This is a genomic window from Gemmatimonadota bacterium (genome assembly GCA_009838845.1).
Classification (GTDB): domain Bacteria; phylum Latescibacterota; class UBA2968; order UBA2968; family UBA2968; genus VXRD01.
Map to the genome: position 1 here is coordinate 37,563 of VXRD01000105.1, position 21,853 is coordinate 59,415.

At 50.8% G+C, this 21,853-nt stretch carries 15 protein-coding genes; 9 read left to right on the forward strand and 6 right to left on the reverse strand.

Annotation, left to right across the window (positions count from 1 at the left end):
* Nucleotides 1-7 precede the first annotated feature (7 nt).
* The 4 genes from F4Y39_13805 to F4Y39_13820 all read right to left on the reverse strand — a co-directional run bounded on the left by F4Y39_13805 (nucleotide 8) and on the right by F4Y39_13820 (nucleotide 5,158).
* Complete coding sequence (locus F4Y39_13805; protein MYC14799.1) at nucleotides 8-1,126, reverse strand: HEPN domain-containing protein; 1,119 nt, start codon at nucleotides 1,124-1,126, stop codon at nucleotides 8-10.
* Between the two features lie 89 nt (nucleotides 1,127-1,215).
* On the reverse strand, nucleotides 1,216-2,244 hold the full coding sequence (locus F4Y39_13810) for a hypothetical protein (protein MYC14800.1): 1,029 nt from the start codon (nucleotides 2,242-2,244) through the stop codon (nucleotides 1,216-1,218).
* 129 nt (nucleotides 2,245-2,373) lie between these two features.
* Complete coding sequence (locus F4Y39_13815; protein ID MYC14801.1) at nucleotides 2,374-4,107, reverse strand: hypothetical protein; 1,734 nt, start codon at nucleotides 4,105-4,107, stop codon at nucleotides 2,374-2,376.
* Nucleotides 4,108-4,714: 607 nt separating this feature from the next.
* The gene (locus tag F4Y39_13820; GenBank protein MYC14802.1) at nucleotides 4,715-5,158 is read right to left on the reverse strand and encodes an ImmA/IrrE family metallo-endopeptidase; all 444 of its coding nucleotides are present in this window, start codon (nucleotides 5,156-5,158) and stop codon (nucleotides 4,715-4,717) included.
* Nucleotides 5,159-5,238: 80 nt separating this feature from the next.
* Here F4Y39_13820 and F4Y39_13825 point away from each other — a divergent pair, with 80 nt between their 5' ends.
* The 7 genes from F4Y39_13825 (at nucleotide 5,239) to F4Y39_13855 (ending at nucleotide 14,902) form a co-directional block, all read left to right on the forward strand.
* On the forward strand, nucleotides 5,239-6,816 hold the full coding sequence (locus tag F4Y39_13825; GenBank protein MYC14803.1) for an ATP-binding protein: 1,578 nt from the start codon (nucleotides 5,239-5,241) through the stop codon (nucleotides 6,814-6,816).
* Nucleotides 6,817-6,866: 50 nt separating this feature from the next.
* On the forward strand, nucleotides 6,867-8,021 hold the full coding sequence (solA, locus tag F4Y39_13830) for an N-methyl-L-tryptophan oxidase (protein MYC14804.1): 1,155 nt from the start codon (nucleotides 6,867-6,869) through the stop codon (nucleotides 8,019-8,021).
* Nucleotides 8,014-9,456, forward strand: coding sequence for a hypothetical protein (locus tag F4Y39_13835; protein MYC14805.1), 1,443 nt, complete (start codon nucleotides 8,014-8,016; stop codon nucleotides 9,454-9,456). Before solA ends, F4Y39_13835 begins: the two co-directional genes overlap by 8 nt.
* A gap of 300 nt (nucleotides 9,457-9,756) precedes the next feature.
* Nucleotides 9,757-10,212 carry a BMC domain-containing protein gene (locus F4Y39_13840; protein ID MYC14806.1) on the forward strand — a complete coding sequence of 152 codons (456 nt, stop codon included), beginning with the start codon at nucleotides 9,757-9,759 and terminating at the stop codon, nucleotides 10,210-10,212.
* Nucleotides 10,213-10,415: 203 nt separating this feature from the next.
* Nucleotides 10,416-11,606, forward strand: a complete 1,191-nt coding sequence (locus F4Y39_13845; GenBank protein MYC14807.1) for an RNA polymerase sigma factor RpoD/SigA — start codon at nucleotides 10,416-10,418, stop codon at nucleotides 11,604-11,606.
* A gap of 230 nt (nucleotides 11,607-11,836) precedes the next feature.
* A complete protein-coding gene (locus F4Y39_13850; GenBank protein MYC14808.1) occupies nucleotides 11,837-12,505 on the forward strand; it encodes a hypothetical protein in 669 nt (222 codons plus the stop codon).
* A 27-nt stretch (nucleotides 12,506-12,532) separates the two neighbouring features.
* Nucleotides 12,533-14,902: a DUF2723 domain-containing protein gene (locus F4Y39_13855; GenBank protein ID MYC14809.1), complete on the forward strand. Its 2,370-nt coding sequence runs from the start codon at nucleotides 12,533-12,535 to the stop codon at nucleotides 14,900-14,902.
* Between the two features lie 217 nt (nucleotides 14,903-15,119).
* On the opposite strand, the gene F4Y39_13860 is transcribed toward F4Y39_13855, so the two are convergent.
* The gene (locus F4Y39_13860) at nucleotides 15,120-15,803 is read right to left on the reverse strand and encodes a rhomboid family intramembrane serine protease (protein MYC14810.1); all 684 of its coding nucleotides are present in this window, start codon (nucleotides 15,801-15,803) and stop codon (nucleotides 15,120-15,122) included.
* A 5-nt stretch (nucleotides 15,804-15,808) separates the two neighbouring features.
* Nucleotides 15,809-17,818, reverse strand: a complete 2,010-nt coding sequence (locus F4Y39_13865) for a M23 family metallopeptidase (protein MYC14811.1) — start codon at nucleotides 17,816-17,818, stop codon at nucleotides 15,809-15,811.
* Nucleotides 17,819-18,117: 299 nt separating this feature from the next.
* Between F4Y39_13865 and F4Y39_13870 the strand changes: the two genes are divergently transcribed.
* Nucleotides 18,118-19,941 carry a hypothetical protein gene (locus tag F4Y39_13870; protein ID MYC14812.1) on the forward strand — a complete coding sequence of 608 codons (1,824 nt, stop codon included), beginning with the start codon at nucleotides 18,118-18,120 and terminating at the stop codon, nucleotides 19,939-19,941.
* A 15-nt stretch (nucleotides 19,942-19,956) separates the two neighbouring features.
* Complete coding sequence (locus F4Y39_13875) at nucleotides 19,957-21,681, forward strand: NAD+ synthase (GenBank protein MYC14813.1); 1,725 nt, start codon at nucleotides 19,957-19,959, stop codon at nucleotides 21,679-21,681.
* Nucleotides 21,682-21,853: the final 172 nt, after the last annotated feature.

Here is a 21,853-nt window from a genome sequence, read left to right on the forward strand (position 1 = left end):
CCCGCGGTCATTTTTTCTGTCCAGTCGCCAGCAGCGAGTCCCAAGAGACCGACGTTTCCTTGCCGGTCACCCTCAATTTGTATGTTTCCCAGTACTCGGTATCGCCATTGTCCAGGTTAAATTTCGCCTCGAAGTTTATGTCGACCTCGTAAGCCAACCCCGAGGTCTCGCCCTCGTCAATGATCACCCGGGCCACTTTGGCCAGCGCAAATGCTCTTTCGATGTTGGCCATCGCCTGCATTCCTTCCTCGCCCACATTCGTTTCGAAGTACCGCCAACGACCGAATGTGTGTCTTGCCCTCTTCAATTCGTCCTCAATCTCGGAGAAGTCCGCCTTCAATCTCGTTTTGCTGTCTTCCGGCAGGTCCTTGTACAGTTCCAGAAGGTCGTGAGTCTTTCTCGCTTCGTCCAGGCGCGTGATCAGGATCGCCTTCAGTGCCAGCTCGCAGGCGAACGCCGCAGTCATTCCCGCCGTCATGAGCAAACCCATTCTCTGCATCAGCACCTGCTCCGACAATTTTTGGGACTTACCCACGGTCTTTCCCGACACGCGCATTTCGGAAAGATCATCCGCCACATCGACGTCTGAAATGTGTGGCTTCTGGAAGTCATAATCCGATATTCGGACTAACGACATTTCACGGGGAAGGCTCTCTATCCCGGCCATAAACGCACTGGCCTGAAGATAAAGGTATCCGGCCTCTCCCTTTGGGAAATCATGCCGACTTAGCCTGTTTTTTTTGCGTCCTTCTGCCATCTTCGCAGCGACGCGCCTGTTGAAATATGCCTTATCGCGCTCCATGTCCGGCAGAACCTTGAGCACGAATTTCGCATCCTCGCGGTACTTCGCGGGCAGGCCCCGTCGCACCTTCGGCAGATTATCGACTATCTCTCGACGCATTCTTTCCATCTCGTGATTCGCCTCTTCGCCCTTGACGGATCTCCCGCATATCTGACATTCGATGCTGGTCCACCTGATGTTTCCGTCTAGCTGTCCGACCAGTCGTCCCCAGCAATTTGTGTATCTTCCTTTTATAGCAGCCGCGGCCGCCTCGCCTGCGGAGTGCTCGTCGAAGTCCACCCACCAATCTATTTTGACGGTTGCTTCGTTTGTTGTCTTTTTCATAACTTTCTCCAAACCTTCGTTTATCCACTTTATGCGCGGCGTCTGTTTTTCGCGTCCATCTTGACGGCTCCTGCGCCGTCAAGATGGTGTTACCTTACCGCTCTTATCCTATGCGATATCAATTGCGGTCGGTCTCCGAAGGAAAGAATAATTCCGCCATCATACGCAAGCCAATTTGGAGCCGAAGAGAAAACATCCTCTGATGATTTTGGCATCGTACAAATTATCGGTAGAGTTATCTCACCTACAGGATTTTTAATTTCCTTATTTTTCATTAATTTTTTATACAAATAAAGAGCTGTTTCTATGACGATTATATGACAATATTTTATTCCACAGATTTTAATATTGTTCAAAATATGCAGCTCCGGATTATTTGCTGGCGTGCGATCCTGCTCATTTTCTGTCAGCAAGAGACGCGACACATTGGTAGAATGAGCACCTTCATACGTTACAACCGTTCTAATGACATCTTTCAAGGATATACCCCTGTTGTCGAACATAACCAACTGCTGTCCTAACCACTCATTGCAACTCAATGTATCATTTGAATGTGTGTCAAATAATTCTTCTGCTTTTACTTGCCATAACTTATCCCAGGTCGGATTTTCAGTCCAATCAGCGACTCCGGGCAACGGCCATTCAATGGAAATCTTGAGTTCAGACGGTGCGATACGCGTACTGTAAACCGCCTCCGGCTGCAAAGTATTGTCATCCAACTTCGTAAATTGAGCATCACCGCCATCCAATTTCCATATAATTTCCAGAGGAATTCTGTTTGGAGAAATTCTTCTGAGCCTCTCAAACCTCAGATTTAAAGATTGAGCAATCTCATCATCGAGTAATCGCGTTTTTGGATCATCCCTATTTCCAAGGACCATTTTTCTGAGAAAAATGGAACAAGCACGAGCAAAAGCAGCACTTGTCTGCTGAAACTGATCTGGATTCTCTGACTGCGATAACTGTATCCCGATTCCGTCTATCGCGAGTTTGAGATCACACATTGCCTCATGGATTCTCTCTCTCTTATCCTTGTAACGCCCAGCAACACTGCTTCTTCTTGTTTTTTCAAACTCGATGGGAGACTCGGAAACGCCCTCTCTTTTATTCTCAGTCATGTCTTTTGGCTCCTTTCAGTCTTTCGACCTCAATCACTGGTCACTTCCACAATACCTATCCTCTTGACGGCCAAAATCCTCAGACCACTACAGACCGCGCATTGGTTGTCGTCGATGGAAAACACTGTGTCAGCTTGTCTTGCCGGGCCATCCGAACGTCTCGAAGTTTTTGACTTCATCGCCCATTGGGAAAAATTTCGTCCCCCACTCCATCCCCCCATAACCTGAGTTTTCCTTGTGCGGGAGTTGAAGACAGTAGGCGTATGCCCCGCTTGGCGCGATAACGATCCGTCCTGTGGCCTTCAATTCTTCCGAATTCTTGATGCGAATGACGACGAATTTTTCTCGCTCTATCCACACGCTCTCCACGATATCACCCAGCCGTGTGTAGATGTTGCGGATACACTGCATTGCATGCCAGCACGCGCTTGTCGCATCCTGCCGATTTTCCATCCTCACCTGGGTAATTTTCATCGACAAGATTTCGACTGATCCATAGGCTCTTACGATCTCCTCCGAGCTACACGTTGATTCCTGCCAAGTCGTCTCTGCTGGGCCTATGGGAAAGGCCGGATCGTTAAGCATTTCTTCAAACGGCTTGTAGGCACGGCCTGCCCCGCTGAGTATTACAATGGATCTATCGTTGTCTTCTTGGCGTCCGCCATTCCATCCACGTTCTTCCTTAGCAAGCTCTTGCACGGCTTCTTCGTCGCGGTGTTCCGGATCCTGTTCTCGAGAATTCTGTACAAACTCCGCCGCCGACTTTTCTTCTATTCCATCATCATCTCGATTCGTGCGAAGCTTCTTCTGTGAATCCCCATCTGCTGGCTCGTGGTCCTGCGTAACGGTCCTTTCCTTGGCTTGTTCCCACTCTTCGATGTCTGAAGACACCACCTGCCCGTCTGGAGTTCTTGTCTCCCAGCGTCTCTCCTTCCGTTCTGTGAGCCGTTCTGTCACCGTGGTCCGCTTAGAAATCGGCACTCTGGTCTCATTAATCCGTGGCGATGGCTTACTCTGGTCTTCTCCGACTATTTCCGCCGACGAGGGTGCAGGACGCACCAGGCCCCCTTCCATCCGTCTCAATGCGTCTCTCATCATACCCGAAATTCGCAGACTGATGGTTTCCTCATCAGCTCCTTTGTTTAGAACCACGAACCGATATTCTCGTTGCGCCGCGTATTCCGTACTCTTAGTGAAGATAGAAGCAACCAATCTCGTCCATTCATCGCAGTCGCGTGTGAGTTCGTCGTATAACCGGTCTGTGTAGATGACCGGTCCATGCATAACCAATTGGGTCCTGTGTTTCGTCCGCGCATTCTCTACGCCGTTGATCGTGCTCTTTTTCCACTCGTCTTTTCCTTGCGGACCGATCTGTTCCGTTACCATGCGCCCCAACGCCTGCGCGAACTTCGCTGGTTGCCCGATTTCCGATACATGATCGTATTCCTCGTCCAGCGTGGCTTTCCAAGCCTCCCATTCTTTATCTTTCGGTACTATTGACGTACAAAAGATCCACCACTCTTTGGCATATTCGAGGCTCTTGTTTTTAGTATTCCTGCTGCTGTGGGTCTCCTTGTGTACCCCGCGCATCCGCGCGTTCAAGATCTCGCGGGCTTCATTCAAATCCGTGATCGCGCGTTGTCTCGTTGCTTGGGCTGCTGTCTCCGCTATCACCGTCACGGACTCTTCTTTCGCCAACCCTTCTTGTACGTCCCGGATCAATTTCTCGCCGTACTCTCGAAACCTTGCTGGCTTAGAGATAAGTATGGTTTCCCCATCCTCGAGCGCATGTTCCCGCTTGCATCCCTTGACCAGTGCCGGGATGGGAGTTCTGCTGCCTTCTTCCCGCAGATCAATGTACATCGTCGTTATCAGGTTTCCCGCGTCATCCAATACAAATCCTTCATGAATACAGACTATTTCACTATTCATTTCTGTTGCGTCTCCTGTCGTTTTTGTGGGATGGTACTGCAATTGCCAGCCATCCCTGTATAAACAAAAAAAGCCCCAACGGATTTCACCAAACTCTCTTGAAGAAAATTTGTCCGCCGGGGCTTTTAATAGTCACAAAAATCTTCAAGATATTTTATACGTTTGGTGACAAAAATATCATATCCAATTCAGTGTGTTTTGTCAATGGACTATCCCTATTAGAAAAGACTTATCCGGAACAGAATCGGCTTGGATGTGGCTATTGAAGCCCTTCGAGACTGCATTCGAGAAGCCGCGCTGGATGACCTCTGGTATTTCGCACAATGCTGTCGGATGACCAATGTAATGCGGCCCTATCAGACCGCCCTTCCTCAGATTGATCATGCAACTCGTATCGCTAACCACTATCCGCATTGCCACTGGCAGGTCCTTTCAGTCCTTTTTCGATGTCTGCCAATGGCTTTTGCAACAACTCGCAAGCTTTTCCCATGTCTATGAGTTTCTCGGCAAGTGCCCAATAACAAAGCCTCTCAAACCGCTACGGCACTTCGTGATTTCCTTTCAGCGATTCTGGTTCGCGCTTCCGCCAGCCGCGTGCAAAAGTCCGGAACGCATAGTCGAAAGTCGATTGATTGATGATGCCGACCTGCTTGAGGCGGATCAAAAGCGTTACCGCGCTTACCCGGTATATGCGTTTGAGTTGGATCAATTCCCGATAACAGAGGGCCTTTCTCCGTTCACCTATTGTGCGTACCAGATGATCTTTAGGCATCAGGAAGGCTCCAGAGAAGATATCTGATGCCTTTTCACGATTGACGGGCGAGGTCTTATCGATTAGCTGGTGTGCAAGTTCGTGGGCGAGGGTAAACCGTCGCCTTTCCTGCGAGGCCTCCGCGTTTACAACAATAACCGGTATCCTGATCTTTTGCCGCAGCCTGTACACAAAACAGGTGAGTCCCGAGATGCGATCGGGCAGGGGCAACCTCTCGAAATTTTTTCTCTTTCTCTCTCAATGTTGTATATATTCAGGGCAGCTAATGCATCAGACAGGGAGACACAGCGATGCGCTTCTTCAACACGAGTGGACCAGTGGTAGCTGCGGACCACTATTGCATCCCGCCCTTAGAACGGCTCAACCTCACCGAGGTTCTCAGGTTCATCCGCGACAAACGCTATTTCGTCCTGCACGCGCCCAGGCAGACGGGCAAGACATCTGCCCTGCTGGCTCTGCGCGATTTGCTCAATGCGGGGGACGACTATCGCTGTGTGTACGTCAATGTCGAAGGTGGGCAAGCCGGGCGCGAAGATGTGGAACAGGTGACGCGCACCATTTTGGCCGGATTGGCGTCTCGGGCACGCTTGACACTCGGCGACGAATTTTTGACCGGGATCTGGCCTGGTCTTCTTGCCGAGGTTGGGCCAGGTGCTGCTTTACAGGAGGCATTGATGCACTGGGCGATGGCCGACCCGAAGCCATTGGTGCTACTCATTGACGAGATCGATGCCCTGATTGGCGACGCGCTCCTGTCCGTGTTGCGTCAATTGCGAGCAGGCTACGATCTGCGTCCGGCGAGTTTTCCGCAAAGCGTGATATTGTGCGGCGTGCGCGATGTGCGCGATTACCGCATCCAGTCAACAGCAGAGAACGCGCTCATCGCCGGTGGCAGTGCGTTCAACATCAAGGCGCAGTCATTGCGCCTGGGCGACTTCTCAAGGGATCAGGTACATGCATTACTCGGTCAGCACACCGAAGATACGGGACAGGTGTTCACCTCCGACGCGTTGGAACTGATCTGGACGCAGACACAAGGACAGCCGTGGCTGGTCAATGCACTGGCTGACGAGACCTGCTTCCAGGACGGTGATACCGCAGACCGACTCTGTATGATCACCGCAGACGACATCCGCGAAGCGCAAGAGCAACTCATCCTGCGCCGAGAGACGCATCTGGATCAATTGGCGGACAAATTACAAGAAGACCGCGTGCGCCGCGTTGTCGAACCGCTTTTGAGCGGGGCAGAAAAGAGTGCGTTCTCCGCCCGAGACCTCGAATACGTCCGCGATCTGGGCTTGATCGCCGAAGACGATCCATTGCGCATTGCCAACCCCATATACGCAGAAGTCGTGCCGCGCGAACTGACCTACGCTGCACAAGCGGGTCTTGTCCAGGATACCACCTGGTACGTCAATGCCGATGGTGGCCTGAATGTGGTCAAACTGATGACCGCGTTCCAGACCTTCTTCCGCGAGCACTCAGAGCATTGGGTAACGCGATTCGAGTATCGGGAAGCCGGTCCACAGTTGCTGTTGCAAGCCTTTCTCCAACGCATTGTCAACAGCGGTGGACGCATTGAACGAGAATATGGCCTTGGCCGGATGCGCACGGATCTGCTGATCGTCTGGCCGCAGGGCAGTCAGACGCGCAAAATCGTGATCGAGTGCAAAATTCTCCATAAGGGCCTGGAGCAAACCATTGCCGATGGCCTGAATCAGACCTCGGAATATATGGATCGGTGCGCTGCAGAAGCGGGGCATCTGGTAGTCTTTGACCGTCGTGAAGGCAGGCGTTGGGCGGACAAGGTATTCCACCGTCGCCAGACGTCGCGCAGTGGAATTGAGATCGATATCTGGGGCATGTGATGAATCACAACATTTGAGGCGCGTTACGGTAATCTCTTTATCATACTACTATGTCTTCTACATACCATACACTCATCATTGGCGCGGGCATCAATGGCCTGTGTACATGCTATCATCTTTTGCGGCAGGGCATTCGCGATGTTGGGCTGGTTGAACAGTTTGCGCTCGCTCATGGCCGGGGCAGTTCACACGGGGATTCGCGCATTACCCGCAGTGCGTATGTGAATGCAGATTATGTGCGTCTTATGCAAATTGCACACGGCGAGTCGTGGCCCCAGCTCGAGCGCGATGCAGATGTCCAACTCATCTATCCCACGCCCGGCTGTTTTTTTGGTCCTCCTGGTGGGAAATACACGAGCTATGCCAGGGCTGTGACAGAGGTCGGTGTGGATGTGGAACCTCTCACTCCTGAAGAGGGGCGGAAACGATTTCCGGTTTTTCGCTTTGAAGATGCCGCTGGTGTTCTGTACGACCGCACGGCCGGGCTTGTGGCTGCCGCACAGGCTGTTGAGTCTCTTATTCGCCTGATTCGCAGGCAGGATGGGGAGATTCGGGAAAATACGACTGTGCAGCGCGTTGATATTACCCGGGATCCCATTCGCGTGGAGACTTCTGCGGGGGATTTTGAAACGGAACGCCTGATTGTGACGGCTGGTCCCTGGGTGTCTCGCTTGCTTCCGGTTCTCAATTCGCAGGTTGCAGTGGCGCGCCAGACGGTTGGGTTTTTCCAGCTTGAGGGGGCGCGGGAGGAATTTCAACCCGGGGCTTTTCCGGTTTGGGGTTATCTCCTGCGAAAAGGCGATATAAGTTATTACGGTCTTCCGCAATTTGGGCGCGAGGGGATCAAGCTGGCCAAGCATATTGTCAGTGGGGTTGACGACGATCCCGACGATGTGCCCACGCAGATGCCGGAGGACGCGATTGAGGATCTTCGCGTATTTATTAAAGCGCAATTTGTTCCGCCGGTTGAGCGGTTTCTCGATTGGGAGACGTGTCTTTATACCAATACGGGTACTGAGGACTTTATTCTGGATGTCCATCCGGATAATCCCAATGTGGTTATCGGGGCGGGGTTTTCAGGGCACGGTTTTAAGTTCGGGCCGCTCACGGGGCGGATTTTGTCTGAACTCAGTCTCAATGGCAAGACGTCGATACCCGAGTTTGAGGCGGCGAGGGTTATGTTTGAGGTCCCACGTAATGTTTAAGCTTGTTATTCACCGACGTGCAGTGCAATTTTCTATCGCGCTTCTGACCGTTCTGCTCTCCGCGCCTTCATCCGCGTATGACCGCGATCGCTGGGAAAATTTTACCAGCATGAATTACGTCACGTCCATAGCGGAAAGCCCGACGGTCATTTTTGTGGCGACGACCGGGGGCATTCGCCGCTATGACCGGTTTGCCAAGTCCTGGCTGGCTCCGCTGACAACTCGCGATGGCTTGCCCGATAACAGGGTACAGCGGATTGCTTATGATAGCGATACAGGTGACCTGTGGTTTGAAACGCCCTCGGGTGTAGGCCGGTGGCTCACTGGCGTGCAGAGTGTCATGCAGGGGGGTAGGCCTCCTGCACATCTGCACAATCCGCGGTCGGTTCCCCAAATTCCACCGGTTTTTCCGCCTTTTGGTTATTATGTCGATGATCACCAGGTTATAGGTCCCCGGCGCAACTATGCGATTACAGATGTGTTGATTGACTCCTGGCGTCATCTCTGGATCGCCACATGGGGTCTGGGCGTTGGGCAGGCCGAACTCCTCGATGGTCAGCTTTCATTTCTCACTTATGGTCCGCTGGAAGAAAACGTCACTGCTATTGCACGCGATGGCGATGTGTTGTGGATTGGGGGTGCGGACACTTATCGCGCACCTGCGCGCGGTATTACCCGATATCGCTCTGGTACAAATACGTGGGAGTATTTTGAATCCAACCGCATCATCGGTCTCGACGATCCCCAGATTGTCACGATATTACCCGGCGGTGAAAATGTGTGGTTTGGCACCCACAATGGTCTGATGCGGTATTACAGACGCACTGGACAATGGTTTACTTATCGCGAAACCCGCCTTTGGGGGCGGGTGCAGGCACTGGCACGCGATAACGACATTCTCTGGATTGGTTCGGAACGCGGTTTGGCTATGCTGGATATTAAAGCCGATTCGCTCGACTATGTGCAGGGTAGCGAATACGCGATTATCAATGCTATGGTTGCGGGTCCCGATTATATATGGGCAGGTACTGAGAGCGGTCTTTTTCAATGTGCCCGAGGAGATCGCACCTGGCGGCCTGTGGCCGATGATATTGCCAAACGAAAGGTACGCGCGCTGGCTATGCACAACAATGATCTGTGGCTTGCTACAAATGTCCCATCAGCAGCCGTGCGATACCGCCCGGGAGATAATACCTGGCGCGAGTATCCCCTCGCCGAGATAGGTGGGAGAGACCGCGTCTCAATTGAGGCCAATAGCGATGAGGTGTGGGTTGCCACGAGCGCAGGAGCTTTTCTTTTAGATGTGCCGCGCCACCTCTGGACACATTACACGATGTACGATGGGCTTGCACACACGCGGGTACAGGTTGTTCTTCGCGATGGCGGATATGTCTGGTTTGGTACTGCTGAGGGGCTGAGTCGTTTTCAATGGTGACTCATGAGTTCCCTTTATAAGCTATATAACTATATTACAATACACTACATTAGGATAGCTTTCACATGTAAAAAAATGCGTGACATCTGACCTCAAATTTGTTACTTTTGACTCTCGCGGTATCCATATAAATCAACACATTCGTAGATTGGCAAGTCTAATGAACCTTCCGTTGGATTACACAACTATTTTCATTTTCTCTGCCAAAAATACACACCGTTGAATGGATTTATTCGGCGGCTGTTCATACGCACCTGGCGTTTTGAGTAGCCGCTTTTCTTTGTTTGGAAATAAGCATTTATGAAACCTGCCCTCGGACTTATTGAAACGCTGGGTTTTGTCGGCGTTGCAGAAGCTGCCGATGCAGCAACCAAAGCAGCGGCTGTTGAGTTGTCTGCTGTTGAACAAATAGAAGGTGGTATTATTTCGATTCGCGTTTTAGGCGATGTTGGCGCAGTGCAGGCTGCGGTTGAAGCTGGTGTACAGGCTGCGCAACAGGTGGGCACTCTGGTGGCACATCACGTGATTCCCAATCCACACGAAGATCTCGTCGATGTTTTTGGGTTGGTGGAAAAAGAGGATGAAATAGACGAAGCGAACGAAGAGGATCTCGAAAATCTGCCGGTACATCGCCTGCGCCAGATTGCTCGTGAAACCCCGGGTATTAATATTCAGGGGCGGGAGATTTCACGCGCAAATCGAGCGCAATTGCTGTCCGAACTTCGCAGTGTAAAAAGAAATCAAACTGACGCTTAATGCTGGAGCAAACACAATGAATTCCGAAACTCTTTGGGAAAAAATTAAGCAAGGTCTTCGCGATGGCGCGGCTACAGCAGCGGAAAAAGCCGAATATCTGGGCAGACTCGGCCGCGCACGCCTTGATATTGCACGCACCCGCCACGCTATTCACGATGCATTTACTGAACTTGGCGGACAAATATACGAAGAACTCAAAGACCATGAGGCCGCCATTGAGGCACAAACTGAAGCGGTTCAAGGTCAAATCGCGACGATTAGCAAGCTCGAAGAGCAATTGCAAAACCAGGAAGCGCAATTCAAAACATTACAAGAATCAGATAGAGAAGATTAGAAACTTCTTCTGGCCCCACCAGAAGTTAGAAGCCCGTTGCCGTGTCGAGAAAGGGAAGGGATTTAGCACTGGCAATCGGGTAAAGATAGGAGGTATTCATGTAAGATTCTCCCTTTGTCGTTTCACAGACCTTTGTCCTTTATCCTTGCAGGTGTTATCTACCTGCGCAAATCCCCTGTGCAAAGAAGGAGAGGTTGACGAAGTGCCAAGACTATCTAAAAGACCTTATGCTCGTGAAGACGAATCACTGGATCAGTATTTACAAGAAATTGGCGAAGTCGCGTTGCTTACAGCAGACCAGGAAGTCGTGCTGGCCAAACGAATAAAAAAGGGCGATCAAGGTGCCCTGGAAGAATTGACCACAGCCAACCTGAGATTTGTGGTAAGTGTCGCCAAACAATACCAGAATCAGGGCCTTTCGATGGGCGACCTGATAAATGAAGGAAATCTTGGGCTTATCAAAGCTGCCAAACGTTTTGATGAAACTAAGGGTTTTAAATTTATTTCTTATGCCGTGTGGTGGATCCGTCAGGCGATTTTACAGGCTCTGGCCGAGCAATCTCGCATTGTTCGGCTGCCGCTGAATCGGGTTGGCGCGCTCCACAAAATTGGCAAGGCATCGAGTGGTCTCGAACAGGAGTATGGTCGCGAACCCAGTCCGGGTGAAATTGCCGATGAACTCGGCATGAATGATTTTGAAGTGCGCGATACACTCAAAATTTCGAGCCGCCATCTTTCACTGGATGCGCCATTTAAAGATGGCGAAGACAATAATCTGCTCGATGTACTTGAAGACGGCATGCAACCCCCTCCCGACGATCCACTTCTCGATGACGCTCTCAGACGAGAAATAGAAAAAGCCCTCGCTACCCTCACCCCTCGTGAAGCCGAAGTTATTACACTTTATTTTGGGATCAATCGCGAACAGCCACTTACCCTCGAGGAAATTGGCGAACGTTTTGGATTGACTCGAGAGCGCGTGCGTCAGATTAAAGAGAAAGCCCTTCGGCGATTGCGCCATACCTCGCGTAGCCGTCCGCTGAAATCTTATTTGCATTAACACGGTCCGCTATTCCAATAGGCCACAAACGGGTTCGCCCGATGTGGCCTATTATTTTTTGGGTAGAACTTTTGTTTTGCTGGGGTGTATAGTTTAAAGGTGAGAGGTGAGACGTAAGACGTTAAAGGCTCCTCCTCACTTCTCACGTCTCACCGCCTCTTGACTGATTCTTCCATAACCTATACATTTGTCCGTCTAAAAATTTTTTTATTTCAACCGGAGAATCAAAAATGTCCAATCGGCGTTTCATATATGCTCTGTTTTTACTTTCTACTGCTTGCACAAGCTTACCGCTGTCTAAACCGACGTCTGTTTTTGCCCTGGATGAAGAAGTGCCAGAACCCGCTATGATAGGCGGTAGCGGGGTGACATCCTGGATTTTGAAGGGGAATAAACTTTACTATCTCAAATGGGATAGGGAATTTGAACAGGCGCAGATTTACGGTCCCCAGGAGATCGGTGGTGAGGATATCAAAGAAGTTTTGCTTTTGCAGAGTACGGGCGATTTTGCGTGGATACTGCGAGGTGACGATGTCTATTTTGTCGCTGCAAAACGCGAAGGTACGTTTGTGAGACTGGAATCAGAGCGTCCTGAAGAACTTCCGGATTCAGATGGGTCGGAACCGGTTATGATGGCTGGTGGTGGGTCCAGAGCCTGGGTTTTGAAGGGCGATAGTCTCTTTTTTCTCAAATGGGATCCCACGTATGGGAGTGTGCAGGTTTATGGACCCGAAGACTTGCCTCCCAATACCTATGGTCCCTCAGAACCCGTTCTCATGCACGGTACAGGTAGCTCAGTATGGGTTTTGCGGGGCAATGAGGTTTTTTATGTTATAGCCAGAGTTGATGGCACATTTGTCGATATTGAAATTGAGCGACCCGAAGACCTTCCGGAGTAAGAACCCATACATGCGAGTAGAAACTTTATGAACGGATTTGGACAGCGCAATAAGATCGTCGCTGGTCTGGTATTTTTTGTCACGGCTGTTATCTATCTCTCGACACTGGCACCTACTGTTGCATTTTGGGACTGTGGTGAGTTTATCACCACTGCTTATACTCTGGGCATTCCCCACCCCCCCGGCGCGCCGTTCTATACTTTGCTGGGGCGTATCTTTTCCATGTTGCCTTTTGGAGAAATCGCTTTTCGCGTGAATCTCCTGTCGGCTGCTGCTGGTATTGCCACAGTTGTTCTCATCTATTTGTGTACTGTCCGTTTGCTCTCCACCTGGTTGGATCGCGAAGATACTATCCAACAAGTCGCTATCCTTGTTGGGGGTGTGGTTGCCTCCCTCAGCACGGCTTTCTCTTTTTCTTTTTGGAATAATGCCATCGAAGCCGAGGTTTATGGCCTGTCGATGTGTATTACCATGCTGGCGGTGTGGGTGGCTCTGCGCTGGGATGACGCGCACAAAGACCACAATAGCGATCGCCTCTTGCTCTTTATTGCCTATCTTTTTGGACTCGGCGCAGGTGTACATCTCCAGTGTTTGCTCACCATTCCCGGTATTCTCATTCTGCTTTTTACCGATTTGATGGAAGATCGACCACTTAAGCATCAGGTGCTCGTGGTCGTGGGGCTTACCCTCTATCCCTTTTTGTCTATTGTTTTTCCCATTGGTGTCGCCGCACTTCTGACGGGTGCCGTTGTTATCGGGTTGCTCATTTTGAGACCTGAGTGGCGCAATCCCCAATTCTGGCTTTTGGGAATTATTATCGGTGCGCTGGGTTTTTCCACGTATTTCGCCCTTTTTATCCGTTCGGGTCTCAATCCTATGATTGATATGAACGATCCCGAGACCTGGGAGAATTTCAAAGCATTTATGGGGCGTCAGCAATACGGGATCCACCTCGTTTTTCCACGCCGCGCCGAACCCTGGGCTTTTCAGTTTAATATTTTTATCAAATATTTTCTCCAGCAGTTTCCGTTTTTTGATGGGATCTCCGCAGCTTTTCGCCGTGCCGTAGATGTTTATATGAGTCGATATGAGATCATTCAATATTCTCTGATTACGCTCGCGCTCGGCATTGGCGGTGCTGTGTATCACCTGCGTATGGATTGGAAACGCTTTGCTTCCTTTTTTGCCATGTTTGCCCTGATGGGCGTGGGGCTTGTGCTTTATCTCAATATGCCCGACCCGGAACCCCGCGAGCGCGAATATATCTTTGTGGGGGCTTATACATTTTTTGGTATATGGATGGGTATTGGTGCAGCGGGTCTTATCGCCTGGATGCAAAACAAATCGCTGGCGATTCTGGCGGCGGCTCTCATGCTTCTGGTGCCATCGGGTATTCTGGTCGAGAATTATCACGTACACGACCGCACGGGCGACTTTGTGTCGTATGATTATGCCTATAATATTATGGCTACCTGTGAGGAGAATGCCATTTTGTTTACCAATGGGGATAACGATACGTATCCTCTGTGGTTTTTGCAGGGCGTTGAGGGCGTGCGAAATGATATTCAAGTTGTCAATCTCAGTCTTATCAAGACTTCGTGGTACATTAAACAGCTGAAGCGGTACGGTATTGAATTTGACCTGGAGGATGATGAGATTGAAGAATGGCTTGGGGCTCTTCCCTGGGATTACGACAGAAGCGTAGAAGTAGCAGGTCTTAAACTCGAGGGGGGGGATCTTCCCATAGTCGGGTATCCTACGGGCAGAGGCAGAGAGACGGTGCCGGTCCTGGAACCCCATACTTTGATGATATGGCGCGTTGTGAAACACAACTGGGAAAAGCGGCCCATTTATTTTGCCGTGACCGTACCCGATATCAATATGGCGGGTTTGAAGTCCTATTTGTCCATGGAGGGGATGGCGTATAAATTGGTCAGGACCCGGGGATACGAGCAGTTTGAGGAGGAAAAGATCAGGCGCAATTTGCTCGAGGTCTATCGGTACACCGGTGTTGCGGATAGTACGGTTCACAAAGACCCGGTTGCTCGTCGTTTGCTCAGCAATTACTTGATTCTCTTTGATGGGCTTGTCCGCGCGTACATTCGGCTGGGTATGCACAGAGAGGCTTATGATGTTCTCCTGGAAGTCGAAAAACGCGTGCCTCCCTACGCGCTCGATTTCCCGGAGACCTGGCAACTCGTTGGCACACACTATCACGCGCTGGCTATCCATTTTTACGAGTCGGGTGACATAACTCGTGCTGTTTCTTCGCTGGAGAATCTGCTCCGCTTGGGGCCACCGCTTGAAAATCCCGAAGATATACGCAGGCTCATAGATCGATGGAAATTGGGAACAATGCCGAGGGAGGCAGATAGTGTGGGGTCTGTTGTGCGGTGAGGAGATTGTTGCCACACTGTCGCAACAATTGTCTCTACACCGTCGAGATAATTGGTTGAAGAGTTTGGCAATCCGAGATTGTCGTATCAATGATACGACAATGGCGTGCTATTTCTTTTAGCACGCCACTTTTTTGCCTACTGAGAAATATCCTGATCATCCTTTCATCACTGGATAGAAACACTCCAGTGCAGGCTCTGATCATCCTGATCCGCTTTCAATACTCCCACTGTTCATATACTCTTTTGGCCGGGATTTTGTTTTTCCATTGTCGCATGAGCACATAGCCTACGACAAATCCGGCAATGTGGGCGAACCACGCGACGTCACTTGTGCCGCTGGCACTTGAGGCGTTGAGCAACTGAATGACAAACCATCCACCGAGTACGATTAGTGCCGGTACGCGAAGGATGAAATAAAATACGAGTACCAGTATTCGCGTGCCGGGAAATGCCGCCAGATAGCCTCCCAATATTCCCGCTATTGCGCCACTGGCACCCACCATTGGTATGGTGGATTCCGGTTCGGAAATCACATGTGATAGTGTTGCTATTATCCCGCAAAATAAATAGAAGAACAAGAATCGCGCACGTCCCAGCGCGGCTTCTATATTGTTCCCAAATATCCACAGATACAGCATGTTGCCGCCCAGATGTAATATGCCGCCGTGCATAAACATCGACGATAATAGCGTGAGATATAGCGGGATGGGCGTGGGAGAGATTGCGTTAACACCGTGCATGATTTCAAAGGGGATCGCCCCATATCGCGCGGTAAATACATGAAATCCGATGTCGCCCAATAACCAGGCGTACACGAAGATGCCCACATTGGTCAGCAATATGCCGATCACCAATACGGGCACGCTTCCCGAAGGGTGTTCGTCTTTGAGGGGGATCATCATGGCTATTTGGTCCTGAATGTCGTGGTGCGCCGCGATTCATTGCCACAGATGTCGCGCACGATAATTTCCAGTTTGTGCGATCCGGGCGTCAGGGGGGTTCGCGGTTTGGCAAAGATGCGATTTTCTTCCGGGTCGTATTCCACAATGAGAGCTTGTCCATCGATGCGTATCACCATATCTTCCTCTCGCCAGATACCCGAAGATGTATCCCATATAGAGGCTGCAACTCTGGGTTGGCGCTGTGTGAGTACTGTGCCGTTGGCGGGGGTTATGCTGGCAATTCTGGGGGGCACAGTGTCGGCGAGCAATGCAAATACACCAAAGTTTCGCACATTTCCCGTTATAGTACCTGTCTTTGAATCGCGTCCCTTATCGACAAAAGTCCAGCTTTTTCTTCCATTCCATTTGTAGATGCCGAGTTTGTCTATATTGGGATGATCTGGAGGGTAGATAAACGCGATTTCTGCTCCTTTGAATGCCACGTCTCCGGGCATTATCCGGAATGCGATTCCCACCATGCGTTTGTCCTTTATCTGGCTTTCGGACTCTATGCGTCCAAATAGGGTTTCGTAAACGCCTTCTTTCTCAAATCGCACCCGCACCAATCTGTCATCCGAGCGCATTTCTCCGCCATCTGGTGTGACGGTTTGCTGGATGATTCGCAATTTTTGGGTTTGTCCGTTTGTTTCAATTTGCAGGTCTATGTCGTCGGCGTGCTTTTCATCAAATGGAATGATAACCTGATATGTTTGCGAACTCGTCTGTTGAACTGCGAGGGTTCGCGTCCATTGTTTGGAAAGTTGTGCTCGGACGGTTGGCATTTCTGACAGGGTCCGATTGGCTGAGATGCGGATAACTGCAAAGGTGGGGAAATACGATATTTCGCTGGTTATTTTTGGGGTGTGTTGTGGTGAATTTTTTGAGGGAAATTTTCTATTTGTGTTCTGCACCCGCAAAAATACGGCTGCTTTTGCGCGATTTCCCTTTACGTCTTCGGCAATGATCTGCAGGCGGTGTACGCCCGGCGAGAGTTCATGTCCCGCACCGTTGGTTTTTGTCCCTGCAAATAATACGCCTGCTCCCACTTTGTAATCGCCGTAGAAAGGCAGGCGATTGCCGGGTTTGCGATACAGGCTGTGAAATCGCCCCAGGCCGCGACGGCTCATGTAAAAGTCATAGGCGAGTTCTCCGTGGCGCGTTACGTCGTATCCAAATAGCCCACAGGTTTTTTGAAATATCTCTTCGCCATTTATTAGAAGTCGCATGCGATAAGGGGCCAATCGATTTGTTAGTTGCGAGTCATTCGCGCGGTCAAACGCTTTCAGGCCAATGCCGATGGGACCCCAGACGGTTACGGTATCGGGATGTGTGAAGATTTTTTCTTTTGTTCGATAGGCGAGGCGATGTGACACTGGCTTGTGTCCGCTTTTGACCCGTGCATTTGCGTTTAAGGGTACGAGGCCGATCGCCTGTATGGTTGGGGGTATGGTGTCTTTGATATCAAATCCATGGAGCAGGGGATTGATGGGGCGGTGTTTCGCGTCGCGCAATTCGAAGTGCAGATGCGGTACGCCAATGCCCGTGCTGCCCGAATAGCCCAGCACTTCTCCGCGTTTGACGGGGATTTGATCGGGGCGAAAATACAGGTTTACGCTGTATGTTCCGCGGCGATCTTGTTCTTGCTGGACGTATTTTTCGATGCGTTTGGAAAATCCCGATAAGTGCGCCCAGAGCGCGAACAGGCCGTTGTCGAGTTGTACATATACCACTCGCCCGTATCCCCAGGGCGATGTGCGGACCCGCCAGACGTACCCATCGGCAATCGCTGTTACGGGATACCCTTCTTTGCCATAGGTTTTCAGGTCAATGGCCGCATGCAATCGCCCCCCCCGGTATTCACCAAAGGTCGATGTCAATGCCGGGGGGGCATCCATGGGCCAGTGATAATTTTCTGCGTGTGCAGTTATGGTGAGGGATAAGAGAATACAAATTATGGTAGATAGGCGAGGCATGAAGAAATTCGGGGCTATGGTTGGTAGTTAGCTAAAGACCTTCTGGATCGCGGCTAACAGCCTGCCGCGATGACACTCGCTATACCTGTCGTCACGCCTGCATGCTTTAAGCAGGCGTCCAGGATGGGAGTAATTTTAGCTCTTGTCGCCTTGAGTATAGGGCTTTTACCCACCCTCGTCAAGAAGCTGAATTGCTTGCATTTACATAAAAAAACCTTGCCAGTACAAAGTCCAACAGGTAGATTATTTAACCTTATCTATATTGGTTTTACCGCTTCTATAACGGAGGAATAGTTTCAATGCTCGCTCAAATGCGTAGTGCTACTTTTATCAAGGCGATGATGATTATTGTTGCGGTTGCTTTTGTCGGCCTTATGGTGTTTGAATGGGGGGCTGATTTTAGCAGTCGGGGGTTTGCCGCTGTTGGTGACAATATGGGTTCTGTGAATGGTCAGGATATTTCTGTCAAGCAGTTTGAAGCCGAAATCCGAAATGATCTCGAGCAGGCCAAAGCGCGGGGTAATGAAGATCCCGATGTCAGTCAGATTATTTCTCAGACGTGGGAACGCGTGGTTACGCAAACCCTGTTTGGGCAACAGATTGACAAATACGGTATTACGGTTTCCGATGCTGAGGTCGATCACATCAACCGCACACAACCCGCAGAGTGGATACAACAACAGGAATTTTTCCAGACTGACGGTACATTTGATCTGGCTAAATATAACCAGTTTCTCGACGATCCCAGCACGTACAGCGATCCCCGAATGAAGCAGTTTGTTCTGTTTGCCGAAGAGAATGCGCGAAGCCAGTTGCTTTCGCAAAAGCTCGAGACTCTTATTGTCGGTTCGGTCAAAGTCTCCGATGCGGAGATCGAGCAGGCGTATATCGAACAGAACGAAAAAGTGCGCGTATCTTATATCGGGTTTGATGCCAACGTCATTTCCGACTCGCTCGCGCTGGTCGCGGATGCTGAGATTCAAACTTATTACGAAGAGCATCGGGATGAATACCAGGAAGATGCCGCCGTGCGCGTCGCTTTTGTTTCGTTGCAAAAAACGGCAACCGCACGCGATGAAGCCGAAGCCAAAGCCGAGATTGATCGGGTTTTCGCCGAGGCCAAAGCCGGTGATGATTTTGCCGAACTCGCCAGGGTGTATTCCGATGGGCCAAGTGGCCCGCGCGGTGGCGATCTCGGCTTCTTTGGGCGAGGTCGCATGGTCAAGCCTTTTGAAGATGCGGCTTTCGCGCTCAATGCGGGGGAAATATCCGATCCGGTCAAAACGCAGTTTGGCTGGCATGTTATTAAGGTGGAGGAGACGAGAGGCGCAGCTGATAGCCTTGAGGTTCACGCGCGGCATATTCTCATTGAGGTGCGTCCCGGGCGCGATACGCTCGATAGTTTGCGCGTGGTTGTCGAAGAGTTTGCAGAAATAGCCGAGGATGTCGGGTTTGACTCGGCTGTCAATCAGAGGGATTTGCAAAGTCAGGACTCGGAGTTTATTACCGCTGGCAGTTTTTTCCCTTTGCTGGGCAATAGCACATCGGGGCTGGTCAACAAATTTTTGCGCGGTTCTCCTGGCGATGTTTCCAGTGTTTATGAAAATGACCAGGGTATCCACGTTTTCGCTTTGCGGGAGGTCCGCGAGGCGGGTCCCCGGCCTCTGGATGAGGTTAAACCGCAGATTGAGGCGAGTTTGAAGAATAAAAAGAAGGTCGAGGTTGCGGCTGGTCGGTTGGCCGAGGTGATGGGGCAGATCAAGACGGGGAAATCACTCGAAGAAGCAGCCGAGTTTTTCAATCTCACGGTTCAGACACCGCAGTCTTTTGCGCGCACGGGCTTTGTTCCCAGTGTGGGTAGTCGCAACGCTTTTGTGGGCGCGGCATTTCGTTTGTCAACGGGTCAGACCAGCGAGGTCGTCAAGACTGACCGCGGGGCTTATATTTTGCGCGTGGAGGAAAGACAATCTGTTGATGAAACGGGTTTAGGGTCGGCAAAAGGGACGTTATTGCAGCAGGTGCTTTCACAAAAACGCCAGGAGGTTTTCACTGCCTGGTTTGCCGATTTGCGGGAAAGTGCCGATATTGTCGATTATCGTCACTTCTTCTACTCCGATTATTAGGGGACCGGACACGTGATTCGCCTTGCCCTATCGCAAATTAATGTCACCGTCGGTGATCTTGCGGGCAACCGTGAAAAAATTCTCGACCATGTTCACAGGGCACGCGACTTGGGGGCGCATGTTGTCGTTTTTCCCGAACTCGCGATCCCGGGCTATCCGCCCGAAGATTTGCTTTTCAAGCCCCGGTTTATCCAATCCAACCTCGATGTGTTGAACGAGCTCGTTCGGGCGACGCAGGGTGTTGCTGCGATTTTCGGTTTTGTGGATCGTCACGACGATATCTACAATGCCGCAGCGATTGCTTGCGATGGGCGCTTGATCGATGTCTATCACAAGACCTATTTGCCCAATTACGGTGTCTTTGACGAAGATCGCTATTTCCAATCTGGCAAGACCGCAGGGGTGTACCGCCTCAATGGTATCACTTTTGGGGTTACGATCTGTGAAGATATCTGGTATCCCGGCGGTCCCGCCCGGGAGCAAGCACTTGCCGGCGATGCCGAGGTGCTGATCAATATTTCTTCCTCTCCTTTTCACGATGGCAAAGAGTTGTTGCGCGAGCAGATGATTGCTACGCGCGCGACGGATAACAGTGCTGTTCTGGCTTTTTGCAATCTCGTCGGCGGGCAGGATGAGTTGATTTTTGATGGGGGCAGTTTGATTGTCGATCAGGAAGGGCGCGTTGTTGCGCGGGCACCCCGGTTTGAGGAAGATCTGTTGGTGGCGGATGTTGATGTTGAGGCTGTTTTTCGCAATCGCCTGCACGATTCGCGTCGGCGCAAGGAGAAGCGCGATGTTTCTGCTCTGACCGCCATTGATTTGCCCGATCTGAAACCCAAATCTGTATGTCTTTCTCCGTCTGAGAGGCCAGATTTTCCGCGTCCAGATGAGCGTCTCAAGAATATTTACGATGCGCTTGTTCTGGGTACGCGCGATTATGTTTTGAAGAATGGGTTTGAGAAGGTTTTTATCGGGTTGTCTGGCGGGATTGACTCGGCGCTTGTTACGGCTGTTGCCTATGATGCGCTGGGGCAAGAGAATGTGGTGTGTGTGACGATGCCGACCCAGTTCTCTTCAGAGGGTACATTTAACGATGCTCTGCGGATGGCGGGTAATCTCGATATTCGCATTCTGACGTTGCCGATTCAAAAATTGTTCGACCGGTATCTCGGTCTTCTTGCGGATGAGTTTGGCGATTTGCCTTCTGATACTGCTGAGGAGAATATCCAGCCGCGTATTCGGGGTACTTTGCTGATGGCGCTTGCCAATAAATTCCGTGCGCTCGTGCTGGCACCGGGGAATAAGAGCGAGTTGAGTATGGGTTATGCCACGCTTTACGGCGATATGGCGGGTGGGTTTGCGGTTATTAAGGATATTTACAAGACGCTTGTTTATGATCTGGCGCATTATCGCAATGGTCTGTCTGATCATTCCGTTATTCCCGTTTCGATTATCGAACGACCGCCCACGGCCGAGTTGCGCGATGATCAGAAAGATACGGATAGTTTGCCTCCTTATCCGGTGCTGGATCCGATTCTCAAGGCGTATGTGGAGGATGATACGAGTTTGCAAGATATTATTGCGTTGGGCTATGATGAAGAACTCGTCACGCGGGTTATCCGCACGGTGGATATCAACGAGTACAAACGCCGCCAGGCGCCTCCCGGCATCAAGATTACGCCCCGCGCATTTGGACGCGATAGACGCTTGCCCATTACGAATCGGTGCAGGGAGTATTAGGTGGGAGGATGCTATGAGGGCCAGTGTGGTTTTAGCAACACTATGTTTCTTTTGGATGACGTCGCATACGTCATCTATCCGAGCAGAAGAAACATGGAAAAAAGTAGAAGTGGGACCAGTTGACGTACTCCCAAATCTAAAGCATTGGGATTATAGAATCTTGTTGCTTCAG